Here is a 15,468-nt window from a genome sequence, read left to right on the forward strand (position 1 = left end):
CGCGACGGAGGCTTGCCAGGCAAACGAGCAGCCCCCACACTCGTTATCGGGGAGTGGGGAAATCATGGTGTTGCGTCTGATCTTGCTTTTGCCGGCCGTCTTTCTGATGGCCGCGTGCTCGGTGCAGTTCGACCCATACCAACGGGGGGCCACCAGCGACGAGATCGGTGCCTTCGTCGAGGCACGCTTTGAACGCAATAGGCGCGAAGCGATTTTCTTTGCCGGTTTGCAGTCCGCTATCGACGCCAAGGATGGAACGGCGCTGCTGCCGCTTCTTGCCCCGGCTATCGTTGCCGACACGGTGGAAACCGATATGGCGCAATTCTTTGCCCAGTTTCCCGACCTGCCGCTGCAGCGCACCGACCTGGTCACCTACCGGTTCAATCTTGACCAGTCCGGCGATGGCCCCGACCAGCTCAGCGTCACGGCCGAATACGTCTTCAATTACGAGATGGCCCAACCGGTTTTCCTGACCGTTACCGGCGAAGCGACTGGCAGCGACCCGATCCGCGCCGTCAATCTGCGCTCTCAGGTGCTCGACCCGGCCAACTGGACGCCGCCGAAGCAACTTGGCCCGATCCGCCAGGGCGTGCGTGCCATCGCCTATGCCACACCGGTTATTCTATTTCTCGCCTTTGCCCTCTGGCTGGCCATGCCACGCCTGAAACACCGCTATCTCTGGCTGGTCGCAATTTTCGCCACCACGCCGACCTTCACCTTCAATTGGGCGACGCAATCGCTCAATGCCCTCGCCCCCACGTTCGAACAGGGGGAGGACGGGATCTGGCGTATCGAGGCGGTGGAATGGATTGTCACCGGGGTGCAGATCTCACGGCTGGGTGATTACCATCCCTGGATCATCACCGTCGGGATGCCGCTGGGTGCCTGCTGGTTCCTGTTCCGGGCCATGGCTGGCCGGCTCGAACGCCAGCCGGCCCCGGAAACAGCCTAGGCACGGCGCACGGCGCTGGCACCGGCAAGAATCTCGGCGCGCAGATCCGGCGGCGAGGCCAGGAAATCCTTGATCGCGCCCCGCGTCAGCGGACGGGCCAGCAAATAGCCTTGTACGTTCACCTCGTTCAGGTCGCCCAGGGCGATCAGCTCGTCCATATCCTCAACGCCCTCAACGACAACGCCCATACCGAGCTGATGGGCGAGATCAATGGTCGAGTGAACGATGATACGGGCTTCGGGCTGGTTCTGGATGCCGGAGATGAAGGAGCGGTCGATCTTGATCTTGTCGAAGGGGAAGGAGCGCAGATAATTCAGCGAGGCAAACCCGGTGCCGAAATCATCAATCGCGAGCCCGACGCCAAGGTCCTTGAGACGGCGCAGAATGGTCAGCGCGCGGGCCTCATCATCGATCAGCACGCCCTCGGTGATCTCGATCTCCAGTCGCGACGGATCGAGTCCGGCCGACCGCAAGGCCCGTTCAACGGAGAGGACAAGATTGCCCTGTTTGAACTGGGCCGGGCTGACATTGATGGAGACGCGTTGGCCGTCTGTCCAGTTGACCGCCTCGCGACAGGCCCGCTCGATCACCCACTGGCCAAGGCGCAGGATCTGACCGGTTTCCTCGGCCAGCTGGATGAATTGCGAGGGCGGCACAAAACCACGCTCATCATCATGCCAGCGGACGAGGGCTTCAAAACCGACAATATCACCGCTCCCCAAATGGGCTTGCGGCTGGAAGTGCAGATCGAGCAGCTCATCCTCAATGGCCATGGCCAGGTCGGATTCCAGCATACGCTTTTCCTGCATCTGCCGGCCCATTTGCGGATCGAACTCGGCAACACAATTGCGGCCCTGGTGCTTGGCCCGGTAGAGCGCCTGGTCGGCCTGGTTCATCAGCCGGTCCGGGTCTTCACCATCGAGCGGGAACATGGTCACCCCGCCAGAGGCGCTGACATTGAGATGCACCGCACCGATCGTGGCCGGCTTGGCGACATTGTCGACCACCCGCTCGGCGATCGTCGTCGCTTCGAGACGGCTATCGACCCGGGGCAGGATCACCGCAAACTCGTCGCCACTCAGGCGCGATGCGATGGCGCCCTCGGGCAGGCTGTCGAGAATCCGCTCGGCGACCGCCACGAGGAGTGCATCACCGGCCGCGTGCCCGTGGACGTCATTGACTTCCTTGAAGCGGTCGAGGTCGAAGAACATCAGCGCCACCTCGTCATGGGTGACCCAGGCGCGTTCGAGTTCATGCTCAAGGCTCTCGCGGAAACGAGCCCGGTTCGGCAGGCCAGTCAGGGCATCGTGATGCGCCATATGCATGATGCGGGCGCGGGTCCGTTCCTCACTTGAGACATCGCGGAACGCCAGGATCAGGCTGGGCTCGCCCTCATAATCCATCTCGCGCGCCTGCACCTGTACCGTGATGTCATCGCCGGATCGCATGCGCAGTTGGCAGGTCTTCTGCTCGCCGCTCTGCATGGTCCGCAGGGTCGAGGCCGACTTGTCATCGAGGCCGAGCTTGCACAAGGGGGTGTTGATCAGGTCCTCGCGCGATAGGCCGACCATATCGAGGAAGCGCATATTGGCTTCCGCAACCAGGGTGTTGCGGACCAGAACGAGCCCCTCGAAAGTCGCGTTGGCGAGCGCTTCAAGCCGCGCCCTTTCGGCACGTTGGCGCTTGCTATTGGTCAGGAGACAGCGGGGCACCGCCCAGGCGATGGCGTATCCCACCACCACGCCCGCAAGGGCGACCATGCCAAGAAGCCAAAGCCCCTCGCTCCCGGCATTTGAAGTCAACTCGGAAACCACGCTATGAACCCAACCCACTCATATGTTTTTTTCGAGCCTGCCATGAAATCTTGGATTTTCGCTTAACGCGATGAACGTAAATCGCGACTTTCTTATTTGTGGCATCGATGAAGCCGGACGTGGCCCGCTGGCCGGGCCTGTTGTGGCAGCTGCGGTCATCTTGCCCGCGGACTATCGCATCGACGGATTGGCTGATTCCAAGAAGCTGACTGAAACCCGCCGCCGCAAGCTGGCCGCAGAACTTCGGCATCATGCCTGGATCGGCCTGGGAATTGCCGAGCCGGAAGAGATAGACCGGCTCAATATCCTTCACGCGACCATGACGGCGATGCGCCGCGCTTGCCTCAACCTGCCGGCCCTGCCGCACAAGGCAGAAATCGACGGCAATCGCATACCTCAATACATGCCGTGCGAGGCGGAAGCGATTGTCAAAGGGGACAGCAAGGTCGCGGCGATTTCGGCCGCCTCGATTATCGCCAAGACAGTCAGGGATGACCTAATGTTGCTCGCGGAGGCCCGATTCCCCGGCTATGGCTTTGCGGGCCATAAGGGCTATCCCAGCCCTTCGCACAAGGACGCCCTGATACGTTTGGGCCCCTGCCCGATCCATCGCCGGAGTTACGCTCCGGTTCGCCAGGCAACCGAATCGGCGCAAAGCGGGAATGCGAATCATTGTGGATAACTTGATTCAGGGTTAACGGCCCGTTAGCCCTAAACGTTGAAAAACCATCCTTGGAACAAGCTTGTGCGAAACAGGTGGAGTGGCGTGTGATGGGCAGTATCCCGGTTGATGAAATCCTTGCTGGCGAATGCGTGGAGGCGATGAAGTCGCTTCCCGACGAGAGCGTAGACCTCGTGTTTGCAGACCCGCCCTACAATCTCCAGCTTGGCGGCGATCTGCACCGCCCGGACAATTCCAAGGTCGATGCGGTCGATAATGACTGGGACCAGATCGGCGGTTTCGACGATTATGATCTCTTCACCTGGCAGTGGATGGAACAGGCCCGGCGCATCTTGAAGCCGAACGGTGCCATCTGGGTCATCGGCTCCTATCACAACATCTTCCGCGTCGGCGGCATTCTCCAGGATGCCGGCTTCTGGGTGCTCAACGATATTATCTGGCGCAAGTCCAACCCGATGCCGAATTTCAAGGGCACGCGCTTCACAAATGCGCACGAAACCCTGATCTGGGCCGCCAAGACCAAGGAAGGCCGCCCGACATTCAATTATGCGGCGATGAAGGCGCTCAATGACGGTGTGCAGATGCGCTCGGACTGGACGCTGCCGATCTGCGGTGGCGGCGAACGCCTGAAAGATGACGCGGGCAAAAAAGCTCACCCGACGCAAAAGCCCGAAGCGCTTTTGCATCGTGTCCTCCTGTCGACCACCAATCCGGGCGATGTGGTCCTCGACCCTTTCTTCGGCACCGGAACCACGGGTGCCGCTGCAAAACGGCTGGGCCGTCATTATATCGGGATCGAACGCGATCCGGGCTATATCGAGGTTGCACGCCAGCGTCTGGCCAAGATCGAACCGGCTTCGCGTGAGGCGCTTAGCGTGACCCAGTCCAAGCGCGCGCAGCCGCGCATTCCGTTCGGCGCTCTGGTCGAACGTGGCATGGTCAAGCCGGGCGATACGCTTTATTGCCCGAAAGGCCGTCATACAGCGCGTGTCCGGGCGGATGGTTCTCTGGTCGCCGGCAAGCGCGCCGGCTCGATCCACCAGGTGGGCGCCCAGATTCAGAGCGCACCGTCGTGCAATGGCTGGACCTATTGGCATGTTCGCACCAAGGCCGGCCTCGCGCCGATTGACGTGCTGCGCGCCGAAGTCCGGGCCACGCTTGAAAACTGACACCGCAACTGTGCGAAACGCCCTCCCCTTAGGGCTTGCGCAATAGTCGTGAATTAAAACTGGCTTTTCAGCATCTTCGAAGGGGGCGATGGCTGATGTTTTCCTCACTGGCCTGGCGCGTTCTCGGCACCATCTTGCTGACGACCCTGCTGATCTCGATCGCCGCAACGGGGCTGACGGCCTTCAGCTTCTGGCGCGATATCGAACGCCAGCAGCTTGATACCGTATCGGCTTATATCCGCGAGCGTGCACGGCGCACGACGGCGATGTTCGACGAAATCCGCGACGCCCATGCCACCTCCATAGAAGCCTTGGAACGACGCATGGACACGCTCGACGATGCCGTTGTCGAGCGAGAGTTTGATCGCCTATTCCCGCTGACACCAGATGGCACCCGGCGCAGTATCGACGCCCTGTTCGACGGCTATGCCGATGGCGGCGGGGATTACCATTTTGGCGTCGGCGCTTTCATCGGGCCTCACGACGAGATCCCGCTCGAACGCAAACGTCTTTTGCTGGCAGCCTATTATGTGGTCGACCGCGGCGGCGAAATGCTCGGCCAGCGGATCCGCAATCTCTATTTCTTCACGCCGGACAATGAGCTTGTCATCTCGGCCAGCGCCCGCCCCGACCGGCTTGCCTTCTATCGTCGCGAGGCGCCAGCCGACTTTTCCATTTCCTCCGCCCCGTTCGCGGCCCTGGTGCTGCCGGAAAGCAATCCGGAAAGCCGCTTCGTCTGCGATGAGTTGAGCCAGGCGGTTTTTGTCCAGAACCGGGAATCGCTGACGACGGGGTGCTTCACGCCGGTCCGCGCCAGCGGCATTCATCTCGGCGCCTTCGGCACCACCATCCCGCTGCAGGACTATTTCCGCAATGCGATGAATGATGCGCCGCCGAACGGGCAGAATGTCTTCATCAATTCTGCCGGCCAGCTGATCGCTCACGCGGACTTGCTACAGGGCGAGATCACAACGACATCAGTTTCACAACTGGCCGCCGAACTGGGCATTGAGCAGATTCATACGGTCGTTGAAGCGAGCGGTCAGGCCTTTGGTGCGCTGGTCAGTCCGGACCGGCGCTGGGTTGCGGCTTTTGGCCAGATGAGCGGCCCCGACTGGTATTTCGTTACTCTCTTCGATCATGCCGCATTGCAGCGCGAAGCGATTATGGAAGCCGGGCTGATCCTCGGATTTGGCGTCCTGGCTGTCGCCATGCAGAGCTTCCTGCTCTACCTGGTCATCCTGCGTTTCGTGATTAATCCGCTCGGCCAACTCAATCGCCGCTTTGCCGACCACCGCGTCGGTGACGCGCAGGAACCCGCATTCCAGGAGCTGATGACTGATGCCAGCGAGATTGGCGATCTGGCCCGGACCCTGGAAATTCAGTGCCAGCAAAAGGAGAGCTTGCTCGCCGAGCTCGAAGATCGGGTTGAAGCGCGCACCCGGGAACTGGAACAAGCCAACCAGGCCAAAAGCGATTTCATCGCCAATATGAGCCATGAATTGCGCACCCCGCTCAATGGCATTTCAGGCCTGGCCCATGCTCTTGAGAGCGAGCTGGTAAGCGCTGAGAAAAAAGAGCAGGCGCGCATGATCCGCGCCTCGGGCGAGACGTTGAACCTCTTGCTGTCGGATATTCTCGACATGTCGAAGATCGACGCTGGCAAGCTGGAGCTCGCCAGCGATGACGCTTCGATCCGTGAGCTTGTTCGCGACACTTTCACCCTGTTTGCCAGCAGTGCCAAGGGCAAAGGGCTTGACTATGAGCTGACCCTCGACGACAGCGTTCCGGAGACCGGTCGCATCGACAAGCTGCGCCTGCGCCAATCGCTTTCCAACCTCTTGTCCAACGCCATCAAGTTCACCGACAAGGGCGCGGTCACGGTTGCGGCCTCCGCCGAGCATGTCGGATCAGACTGCCGGCTCAGGCTGGTGGTTTCCGACACCGGCATCGGCATGTCCAAACAGGTTCAGGAGCAGCTCTTCCAGCCCTTCACACAGGCCGATGCGACGACGGCGACGCGGTTTGGTGGCACCGGTCTTGGTCTTTACATTTCGCGCAGCCTGGCACGGTTGATGGGGGGCGATCTGACTGTTGAATCGAGTGAGCAGGACGGTTCGCGTTTTACCCTCGTGGTAAAAGTCCTCGATACCGCAAATGCGCCGCGCCCGGCCGCTCCACGCACCCCGCAGGACATCGCCAATGCCCCGGAATTCCGTGATCTGCATGGCGCAAGGATCCTGCTGGTTGAAGATAATCTCGTGAACCGTCAGGTCGCCCGGGCCTATCTCAAACCGTTGAAAGCCGAGGTTATCGAAGCGCATGACGGCAAGGCTGCACTCGACGCGCTGGATTCCGGTCAATTCGACGTCGTGCTGATGGATGTCCGGATGCCGGTGATGGATGGGCTAGAGGCCACGCGCAACATCCGGGCCCGCACAGATGCCGCTGCCACGCTGCCGATCATTGCCCTCACTGCCAATGCCTCACCGGAGGATTCGCAGGAATGCTTTGCTGCCGGCATGGACAGCTTCGCCGCCAAGCCACTGAGCCCGGAAGCCCTGTACGGCGCGATCAAGATCGCTTGGGAAAAACGCTCAGCCGCCTGAACGCCCGGCCAGAACAATCTTGCGCATAACGCTGGGCAAGGCGTGATCACCGAGACGCTCGGCATCGGCCCAGATACCGTCGTCCGGCTCCCAGTCGGCCCCGGCATCGGCCTCACGCACTTCCAGCCGCAGCTCGAAATGGGTGAACACGTGCTTGACCTCGCCCCTCACCGACCAGCCGGCCTCGAAGGGCGGTTCTGCCGGCTCCGACGCGTCTGACCAATCGGACGACGGCACTTCCATCATGCCGCCCAGCAAACCGCTGTCTGACCTCTGACGCAGCCAGATATGCCCGTCGCGCCGGACCAGCCAGGCGGTCCCGCGGCGTACCGGTTTCGGTTTTTTCTTTTCCTTGCGGGGATAACTCAGCATATCCCCGTCCGCACGGCCGCGGCAGTGGGTGCTCCACGGGCAGATCAGGCAGTTGGGAGATTTGGGCGTGCACACCGTGGCGCCCAGATCCATGATCGCCTGGGCATAGTCGCCGGACCGCTCCGGATCCGCGATGTCTGCGGCGATTGCCTTGATCTCCCGCTTGGCTTTGGGCAGCGGCGTCTCTATCCGCCACATGCGGGTCATGACCCTTTCCACATTACCGTCCACGACGCTGGCCGGTTGGTCGAATGCGGCCGCACGTATGGCATTGGCAGTATAGTCACCGATCCCGGGCAAGGCCTGCAGCGCCTTGAGGTCAGATGGAAAGGCTCCGTCATACTGATCGACAACCGCCTGTGCGCAGGCATGCAGATTGCGCGCGCGGGCATAATAGCCAAGCCCCGCCCACTCGCGCATCACGTCCTCGCGCGGCGCCGCGGCCAGGTCGCCTACCCGCGGCCACAGCTCCAGAAAACGCAGCCAGTAGGGCGTTGCATGGGGCACGGTCGTCTGCTGCAGCATGATTTCCGACAGCCAGATGGCATAGGGGTCGGCTACTGCACCGGCGGCGCGGTCCTCGGGACGGATACGCCAGGGGAGAGACCGACCCGAGCGGTCATACCAGTCGAGCAGACGGGTGCGCAGCGCAGCGATTTCCGTTTCATCCAACATGCATGCCCCACTCTTGTCCGCCGCTGGCTTTGGCGCGATGGTACTGAACATGAAACGTCCGGTCACACCGTCAACGCTGGAAAGCGAAGCGCGGCGCTATCTCGAACAGCATCGCGGTCGCCGCGCCCGGCCAGCTGCGCCGCCCGCGGCACAGGCGGCCGAGCGCGTTCTTCGACCGCTCGCCAAACGCTTCGGCGTCGGCATCGAGCAATTGGAACAACACTGGACTGAAATCGTCGGCGCACGGCTGGCCCGCTGGTGCGATCCGGTTTCCATCCAGCGCCAGGGCAGCGTGCAGACACTTGTCATCCAGGCGCGCGGCCCGGCGGGAGCTGTTCTGCAGGCGGAAAGCCGCCGCATTCTCGAGCGGGTGAAACTCTATGCCGGGCACCGGGCACCGACCCGCTTGAAGGTTGTGCAGGGCCGCCTGGGCGGGCAGGACGCGCCGAAATCGCCAGGCCAGTTACAGGTCACGCCTGCATTTCCGCAGCAGCCAGAGACATTAAATCGCGTCAAACAAGTGACAGACGGGGTGGAGAAATCCACCGAGGCCCGGTTATTGTCCGCGCTGAAACGTTTCGACCGGTCGGTGCAGGCGCGCCGAAACCGGACCTAGAGTGTTGAGGGGAATATCGAGATGAAACTGACCCGACGCCTGTTTTCGGCTCTGGCCCTGTCGTCCGGACTGCTTCTGTCGGCTTGTGGCGGCAATGCAACCTCGCCGGCGACGACCACGGATTATGATCTGGCAAAGGGCTCGGACACTGCGCCCCTGACCATTATCGAATTCGCTTCGGTCGCATGCGGCCACTGCGCCACCTTCCATGAACAGGTCTACCCGACCCTGAAAGAGAATTACGTCGATACCGGCCAGGTCCGCTTCATCATGCGGGAAATGATTACCGGCTCGCCGCAATTGTCCGTGGCCGGTTTCACGCTTGCCCGCTGCGTCTCCGAAGACCGCTATTTCGACGCGATCGACCTCCTGTTCCAGCAGCAAAGTTCGATCTTCCGCGCGACCCAGAACCCCAATGGTGCCCGCTCGCAATACGTGGCGATCGCTGGTGCTCTGGGCCTGTCTGAAGCTGACCTGCAGACCTGCCTCAGTGACGAGTCGATTGCCCAGGGCATTGTCGACAGCCATGAGCGTGCAGCGGCCGCCGGTGTCGACGGCACGCCGCGCTTTGTCTTCAATGGCCGGCTGCTGGAAACCCGCCGCGCTGCCGGTGAGGACGAGTACACCTATTTCCTCGGCGAGGAGCAGGTGATCATTGATGGTGAGCCGGTGCCGGGTCTCATGGACGCGGAGACCTTCTCCCGCCTCATCGACCACCTGCTTGCCACCAGCGCAAGCTAGGCGCACGGATTGGAGTGGTGAGTGTGACTATTCTGCGTGCCATCCAGATCGCGCTGCTGGCGCTCGTTCTGCCAGTAACCGCCCAGGCGCAGTCCAGCGCTCCGGCGGAGCTTGTCCCGCTCAACACCTATACCGACTACGCCATCGGGTCCGATACGGCGCCGTTGGAGATCATCGAATACGCCTCCTTCGCGTGCCCGGCCTGCAAGAACTGGCATGACCAGGTCTGGTCTTGGCTGAAGCCGGAATTTGTCGACACCGGTCGGGTGCGTTTCGTGCTGCGCCCGATTGTAACGCCGCCGAACGAGGTCGCCGCCGCCAGCGCCATCATGGCCGAATGCGCGGGGCCGGATCGCTATTTTGAAGCCTCCGGCCTTCTGTTTGACGCCCAGCCCGACATTTTCGACGCCATCCGCAATCAGGGTGATGTCCTCGGGGTCTATCACGGCGTCGGGGCCAATATCGGGGTGTCCCCAGAAGCCTTCTCGGCCTGCCTGCAAGATCCGGCGAAAAGCCAACGTATCGGCGAAACCATTGCCTTAGCCGGAACCGACGAGGTCGCGGGCACGCCGACTTTCGTCATCGATGGCCAGACCCTGAACCGAGCCATGATCGATGGCGAGGCGATTTTGGTGTGGGGTGGAGAGCCCCTGATCGTCAACGGAGAAAGGCTTCCCGCCAACTATGGTGAAGACAATTTCCGCCGAATCGTCCTTCACTTCCTGAACGAGTCCGATTCGGACCAGTAAAAACGTCAGGAAAGCGCCGCATTCATCTGCACAATCTGCAGCGTGGCGCGTTGTGGAGGTCAGGTGAAGTTCACTCAGCTCAGGCTGGCCGGTTTTAAATCCTTCGTCGATCCGACCGAATTGCGGATTGATCCGGGACTGACCGGAATTATCGGGCCGAACGGGTGCGGCAAGTCCAACCTGCTCGAAGCCCTGCGCTGGGTTATGGGTGCAACCTCCGCCAAGTCGCTGCGCGGCGGTGGCATGGAAGACGTCATCTTCGCCGGCACCGATGCGCGCCCGCCGCGCAATCATGCTGAAGTCGTGCTCACCGTCGACAATGCCGAAAAGCTGGCCCCGGCTCGCTTCAACGAAGCGGCAGCGCTCGAGGTCACACGCCGCATTACCCGTGGCGGCGGCTCGGCCTACAAGATCAATGGCGAGGAAGTCCGCGCCAAGGACGTGCAGCTGCTGTTTGCCGATGCCGGCACCGGCGCCAACTCGCCGGCCCTTGTGCGTCAGGGCCAGATTTCCGAACTGATCGCCGCCAAGCCACAGAACCGGCGCCGCGTGCTGGAAGAAGCCGCCGGTGTCGCCGGATTGCGCGCCCGCCGTCATGAAGCCGAACTCAGGCTGAAGGGCGCCGAGACCAATCTCGGCCGGCTCCAGGAAGTCATCGACGAGACCGGCGCCCGCCATGACGCCTTGCAGAAACAGGCCCGGCAAGCGGCCCGGTATCGCAAGCTGTCCGCATCCATTCGCACGCTGGAGGCTGCCGTCTGGCTCAATCGCTGGCGCGAAGCGGCCAGCCATGTGGAAACGGCGGAAGCGGAACTCGCCGAACGCCTTGAAGCTGCCGAAGTCGCGACCCGTCATGCCGCCGAAGCGCGTACCCAGGCCGAGATTGAAGCCGCTGCCCGGGAACCGGCCCGCCAGGCCGAAGCGGAAGCCGCGGCAGCCCTGCGCCTGCTGGAGCGCGAACGCGACAAGCTCGAACGGGAAGCCGGCGAGGTTCAGTCCCGCATAACGGCGCTGGAAAACCGTATTGATGAACTCGCCTCGGCCATCCGCCGCGAGGAGCACATCGCCGAAGACGCGGAAGGCTCGCGCAGCGAGGCCGCAGGCCAGCTCGAGGCGCTGGACCAGGAAGCTGCCAAGGATAAAGAAACGCTCGCCTTCGCCGAGGCTGCATCAAACGATGCTGAACAGCGCCGGCAGCAAAGGGACGCCGTGCTTGACGCCAAGGCCCGCGAAGCCGCCGAGCACCGGGCCGCGGCCGAAGCCGCCCGCCGTGATGCCGAACGCCTCGAACAACGTCAGGCCCAGATCGGCCGCGAACTGGAAACAGCCAAACGTGAGCTGGACGCTGTCAGGGCCTCAACCGCGCTGAGTGAGCTGGAGGCTGCCCAGGCAGCGGCAGAGACAGCCGAGGAGGCGCGCGACCAGGCCCAGGCTGCGTTTGTTGCAGCGGAAGGGGCGCGCCAGGCGGCGGAGGAGCTGCGCAATGAGGCCACTGCGGCTTACCAGGCGCTGAGCCAGGAACGCGACGGCCTCGAACGTGAAGCCCAGGCGCTGGAGAAACTTCTCGCCAATACGCTGGAAGATACACCGAACCCGGCACTCGATGCGGTGCGGGCTCGTTCGGGCTTCGAGCATGCGCTGGCGGCAGCGCTCGGTGATGACCTTCAGGCCTCGCTCGACGCCGACGCTGCACGGTATTGGCGCGAAGCCGGGGTCAAGGCTGACCTGCTTCCGGGCGGAAGCGTTCCTTTGTCTGACCACGTCAAAGCTCCGCCCGCCCTGAAAGCCCGGCTCGATGCGATCGGCGTGGTCAAGCCCGAGCGCGCCGAAAAAGCGGCCAGCCAGCTCAAACCCGGCCAGACCATTGTCACCCTGGAAGGCGACCTCTGGCGCTGGGACGGCCTTGTTGCCCGCGCGGACGCACCGTCCGCTGCCGTGGCGCGCCTGGAACAGCGCAATCGTCTCGAAGAGATTCGCGCGGCGCTGGATGCCAGCGCCCAAGCCTTCAATAACGCCGAGCAAGCGCGCGACAAGGCTGAGCGCGGTTTCAACGATGCCCGCACGCGCGAGGCCGATGCCCGCAAGACCGTTCCAGCCGCTGAACAGGCCGCCCGCGCGGCTGTTTCGCGTCTGTCCGACCTGCGTGAAAAAGCGGCCCGCGATACCGCCCGCGCCGACGCGCTCAGCGATCGCACCAAGAGGCTGAGCGAGGAAGAAAGCGAAGCCGCCAAGGCTCTGGCCGAGGCGCTTGAGGCGCTGGATGCCGAAGATACAGCGGAGCAGTTGATCGAGGCGGTCGACGAGGCGCGTGACAAGGCTGAACAGGCGCGCCTAGCGGCAGCCGATGCCCGCGCCGCCTATGAAAGCGCCCGGCGCGAATCGGAATTGCGGCGGCAGCGCCGCGGTGCCCTCGCCCGCGATGTCGAAGCCTGGACCCGCCGCTGTGAAGGCGCCCGCAAGCAGATCGGGGAATTGACGGCCGAGAGTGGCAAGGCAGCCCAGGAGCTGGAGACGACCCACGAGCGCCCCGCGGCCCTGGAAGAAAAACTGCACGCCCTCGCCGATCGTATCGAGGTTGCAGAGGAGACCGCGCGCAAGGCACGCGACGCCGCCTCCGGCACCGAGGACCTGGTCAAGGAAGCCGATAGCGCTGCGCGCAGGGCCGAAGCCGCGGCCTCTGCCGCCCGCGAAGGCCGGGCTGCCGCAGAAGCGAAGCTGGCCGGTATGCGCGAGCGCCTGGTGGAGACCACGGAGCGCTTGCAGGACGCCACGGGTGCTGCGCCCGGCGCCCTGTCCCAGCGCGTCGCGGAAGCCGATGTGGAAGGCCTCAGCGCGGACGAGCTGGAACGCCGGCTGCAGGACGCCCGCAATTCCCGCGAACGTCTCGGCGCCGTCAATCTACGGGCTGATGAGGAAGCCGAGGAACTCGCCGGCAAGGTTACAGAGATGGAGCGCGAGCGCGACGACCTCCTCGCCGCCATCGACCGCTTGCGCAAAGCCGTTGATGAACTGTCCAGGGAAGGCCGGGCTCGCCTGCTGGAGGCCTTCGAGATTGTCGACGGCCATTTCCGCCAGCTTTTCGCCACCCTGTTCGAAGGCGGTCATGCCGAGCTTCGCCTGACCGAGGCAGACGACCCGCTGGAAGCCGGCCTGGAAATCTTCGCCTGCCCGCCGGGCAAGAAGCTGGAGACCATGTCGCTGATGTCCGGCGGCGAGCAGGCGCTGACGGCATCCGCGCTGATCTTTGCCGTCTTCCTGTCCAATCCGGCACCGGTTTGCGTCCTCGACGAGGTCGATGCACCGCTCGATGATGCCAATGTCGACCGCTATTGCCGCATGTTGGACCATATGCGCTCGCTGACGGAGACCCGATTCCTCGTCATCACGCACAATCCGCTGACCATGTCGCGGGTCGATCGGCTGTTCGGAGTCACTATGGCTGAACGCGGCGTTTCCCAGCTTGTCTCGGTAGACCTGATGGGCGCGGAACAGTTGATTGCGGCCGAATAGCAAAATATTCCATACTTTTTAGCATGTTACCGCACCTGCGGCATTGCTTGACTTGGTCAGGTCGCAAGGATAGTTTGCGCGCGCCTGTGGGGGGTCCTCTTTCATAGGCGTACCGATCAATCCTGTCTCGCAAAGACGATAAGCTGAGCGACCCATCCAAATCCGACCTCGACCAGTTGCAGCAGCGCATTGATGCGCAGCGCAAGGCCCGCGAGGACAAGTACAAGGATGAGCCGCGTTCCGCCTGGTCCCTCGGGGTCCGCTACGGGTCGGAGTTCTTTGCCGGGGTGTTCGTCGGTTCTGCGCTCGGGTTCATTCTGGACCTGATCGCCGAAACGGGACCTTGGGGCCTGATGGTCGGTACTCTATTAGGTTTTGCCTCGGGCACGGTGAATGTCGTGCGCGCGGCCAAGGAAATAAACGCGGAGACCGACGGCGAAAGCTGAGGTCTTCATGGGATCAAGCTGCGGCATTTGCCGCATTAGATGAGTGAGGCCGGGCGTGGCAGCAGACACCAACCCGATCAAGCAGTTCGAAGTTCACACCCTCTTCGAGTTCGAGGCCTTCGGCCTGAATCTGGCATTCACCAATTCCAGCTTCTTCATGGTGCTGACGACGTTCCTGACGATCGTCCTCTTCTCCTTTGCCATGGGCAGCCGGGCGATGATCCCGAACCGCGCCCAGTCGGTCGCGGAAATCATCTATGGTTTCGTCGCCGACATGCTGCGCTCGACGGCGGGCTCAGACGCTCTGCGATTCTTCCCCTTCGTCTTCACGCTCTTCATCTTCATCCTGGTCGCCAACATGCTCGGCATGTTCCCCTACTTCCCGGCGCCGGGCTGGCATTCCTTCACCATCACCAGCCACATCATTGTGACGGCTGCGCTGGCGATGAGCGTGTGGCTGACCGTACTGGTCTACGGCCTGTTCAAACACGGCTTCAAGTTCTTCAAACTCTTCGTTCCGTCGGGCGTTCCGCTTTACATCCTGCCCTTCGTGACGCTGATCGAGATCATCTCCTTCATCTCCCGCCCGGTTTCGCACTCTGTGCGTCTGTTCGCCAACATGCTCGCTGGACACATTCTCTTGAAAGTGTTCGCCGGCTTCATCGTCATGCTTGCTGGCGCGCTCGGCGCAGCCGGTTATCTGGTCGGCATCCTGCCGTTCGCCATGACGCTGGCGCTGACCGCCCTCGAATTCCTGGTCGCTTTCCTGCAGGCGTATGTCTTCGCCATCCTGACCTGCATCTATCTCTCCGACGCTCTGCACCCAGGACACTAACGCAGAACGTTATTCAACCCGCTATTCGATCTTCCAAAGGAGTTTCATCATGGACGCGGAAGCAGCTCGTTACATTGGTGCCGGCCTCGCTTGCCTCGGTATGCTCGGTGCAGCCGTCGGCGTGGGCAACATCTTCGGTTCTTTCCTTCAGGGTGCCATGCGCAACCCGTCTGCTGCTCAGCAGCAGTTCGGTAACCTGATCTTCGGCTTCGCCGTGACCGAGGCACTGGGCATCTTCTCCCTGCTCATCGCCCTGCTGGCCCTGTTCGGCTAAAATCAGGTTCGTGTGGCGGTCGAT

Annotated in this window: 13 protein-coding genes; 11 read left to right on the forward strand and 2 right to left on the reverse strand. The window is 62.5% G+C overall.

Annotated features, from left to right (window positions below; translation table 11 throughout):
- The first annotated feature begins 64 nt into the window (after window positions 1–64).
- Window positions 65–952, forward strand: a complete 888-nt coding sequence (locus Q1V51_RS10780) for a hypothetical protein (protein WP_300556197.1) — start codon at window positions 65–67, stop codon at window positions 950–952.
- Here the strand turns inward: Q1V51_RS10780 and Q1V51_RS10785 are convergent.
- Window positions 949–2,712 (reverse strand): EAL domain-containing protein, encoded by a 1,764-nt coding sequence (locus Q1V51_RS10785; RefSeq protein WP_300556199.1) that lies wholly within the window; start codon window positions 2,710–2,712, stop codon window positions 949–951. The two genes, Q1V51_RS10780 and Q1V51_RS10785, sit on opposite strands and share 4 nt — an antisense overlap.
- 124 nt (window positions 2,713–2,836) lie before the next feature.
- Here Q1V51_RS10785 and Q1V51_RS10790 point away from each other — a divergent pair, with 124 nt between their 5' ends.
- The 3 genes from Q1V51_RS10790 to Q1V51_RS10800 all read left to right on the forward strand — a co-directional run bounded on the left by Q1V51_RS10790 (window position 2,837) and on the right by Q1V51_RS10800 (window position 7,226).
- Window positions 2,837–3,448 (forward strand): ribonuclease HII, encoded by a 612-nt coding sequence (locus Q1V51_RS10790; RefSeq protein ID WP_300556201.1) that lies wholly within the window; start codon window positions 2,837–2,839, stop codon window positions 3,446–3,448.
- An 89-nt stretch (window positions 3,449–3,537) separates the two neighbouring features.
- A complete protein-coding gene (locus tag Q1V51_RS10795; protein ID WP_300556221.1) occupies window positions 3,538–4,617 on the forward strand; it encodes a site-specific DNA-methyltransferase in 1,080 nt (359 codons plus the stop codon).
- 95 nt (window positions 4,618–4,712) lie between these two features.
- Window positions 4,713–7,226, forward strand: a complete 2,514-nt coding sequence (locus Q1V51_RS10800; protein WP_300556203.1) for an ATP-binding protein — start codon at window positions 4,713–4,715, stop codon at window positions 7,224–7,226.
- Here Q1V51_RS10800 and mutY read toward each other — a convergent pair.
- Window positions 7,215–8,273, reverse strand: coding sequence for an A/G-specific adenine glycosylase (gene mutY, locus Q1V51_RS10805; protein WP_300556205.1), 1,059 nt, complete (start codon window positions 8,271–8,273; stop codon window positions 7,215–7,217). The genes Q1V51_RS10800 and mutY overlap by 12 nt on opposite strands.
- 49 nt (window positions 8,274–8,322) lie before the next feature.
- On the opposite strand from mutY, the gene Q1V51_RS10810 reads away from it, so the two are divergent.
- The 7 genes from Q1V51_RS10810 to Q1V51_RS10840 all read left to right on the forward strand — a co-directional run bounded on the left by Q1V51_RS10810 (window position 8,323) and on the right by Q1V51_RS10840 (window position 15,444).
- Window positions 8,323–8,889, forward strand: coding sequence for a DUF721 domain-containing protein (locus Q1V51_RS10810; RefSeq protein WP_300556207.1), 567 nt, complete (start codon window positions 8,323–8,325; stop codon window positions 8,887–8,889).
- Between the two features lie 21 nt (window positions 8,890–8,910).
- The gene (locus Q1V51_RS10815; protein ID WP_300556209.1) at window positions 8,911–9,630 is read left to right on the forward strand and encodes a thioredoxin domain-containing protein; all 720 of its coding nucleotides are present in this window, start codon (window positions 8,911–8,913) and stop codon (window positions 9,628–9,630) included.
- 17 nt (window positions 9,631–9,647) lie between these two features.
- Window positions 9,648–10,379 (forward strand): thioredoxin domain-containing protein, encoded by a 732-nt coding sequence (locus Q1V51_RS10820; protein WP_300556211.1) that lies wholly within the window; start codon window positions 9,648–9,650, stop codon window positions 10,377–10,379.
- A gap of 63 nt (window positions 10,380–10,442) precedes the next feature.
- Complete coding sequence (gene smc, locus Q1V51_RS10825) at window positions 10,443–13,889, forward strand: chromosome segregation protein SMC (protein WP_300556213.1); 3,447 nt, start codon at window positions 10,443–10,445, stop codon at window positions 13,887–13,889.
- Between the two features lie 176 nt (window positions 13,890–14,065).
- On the forward strand, window positions 14,066–14,335 hold the full coding sequence (locus Q1V51_RS10830; RefSeq protein ID WP_300556215.1) for an AtpZ/AtpI family protein: 270 nt from the start codon (window positions 14,066–14,068) through the stop codon (window positions 14,333–14,335).
- Between the two features lie 55 nt (window positions 14,336–14,390).
- On the forward strand, window positions 14,391–15,170 hold the full coding sequence (locus tag Q1V51_RS10835) for a F0F1 ATP synthase subunit A (protein WP_300556217.1): 780 nt from the start codon (window positions 14,391–14,393) through the stop codon (window positions 15,168–15,170).
- 49 nt (window positions 15,171–15,219) lie between these two features.
- Window positions 15,220–15,444 (forward strand): F0F1 ATP synthase subunit C, encoded by a 225-nt coding sequence (locus Q1V51_RS10840; RefSeq protein ID WP_300556219.1) that lies wholly within the window; start codon window positions 15,220–15,222, stop codon window positions 15,442–15,444.
- The last annotated feature ends 24 nt before the right edge of the window (window positions 15,445–15,468 follow it).

Origin of the sequence: Maricaulis sp. (assembly GCF_030149235.1) — a bacterium.
Classification (GTDB): domain Bacteria; phylum Pseudomonadota; class Alphaproteobacteria; order Caulobacterales; family Maricaulaceae; genus Maricaulis.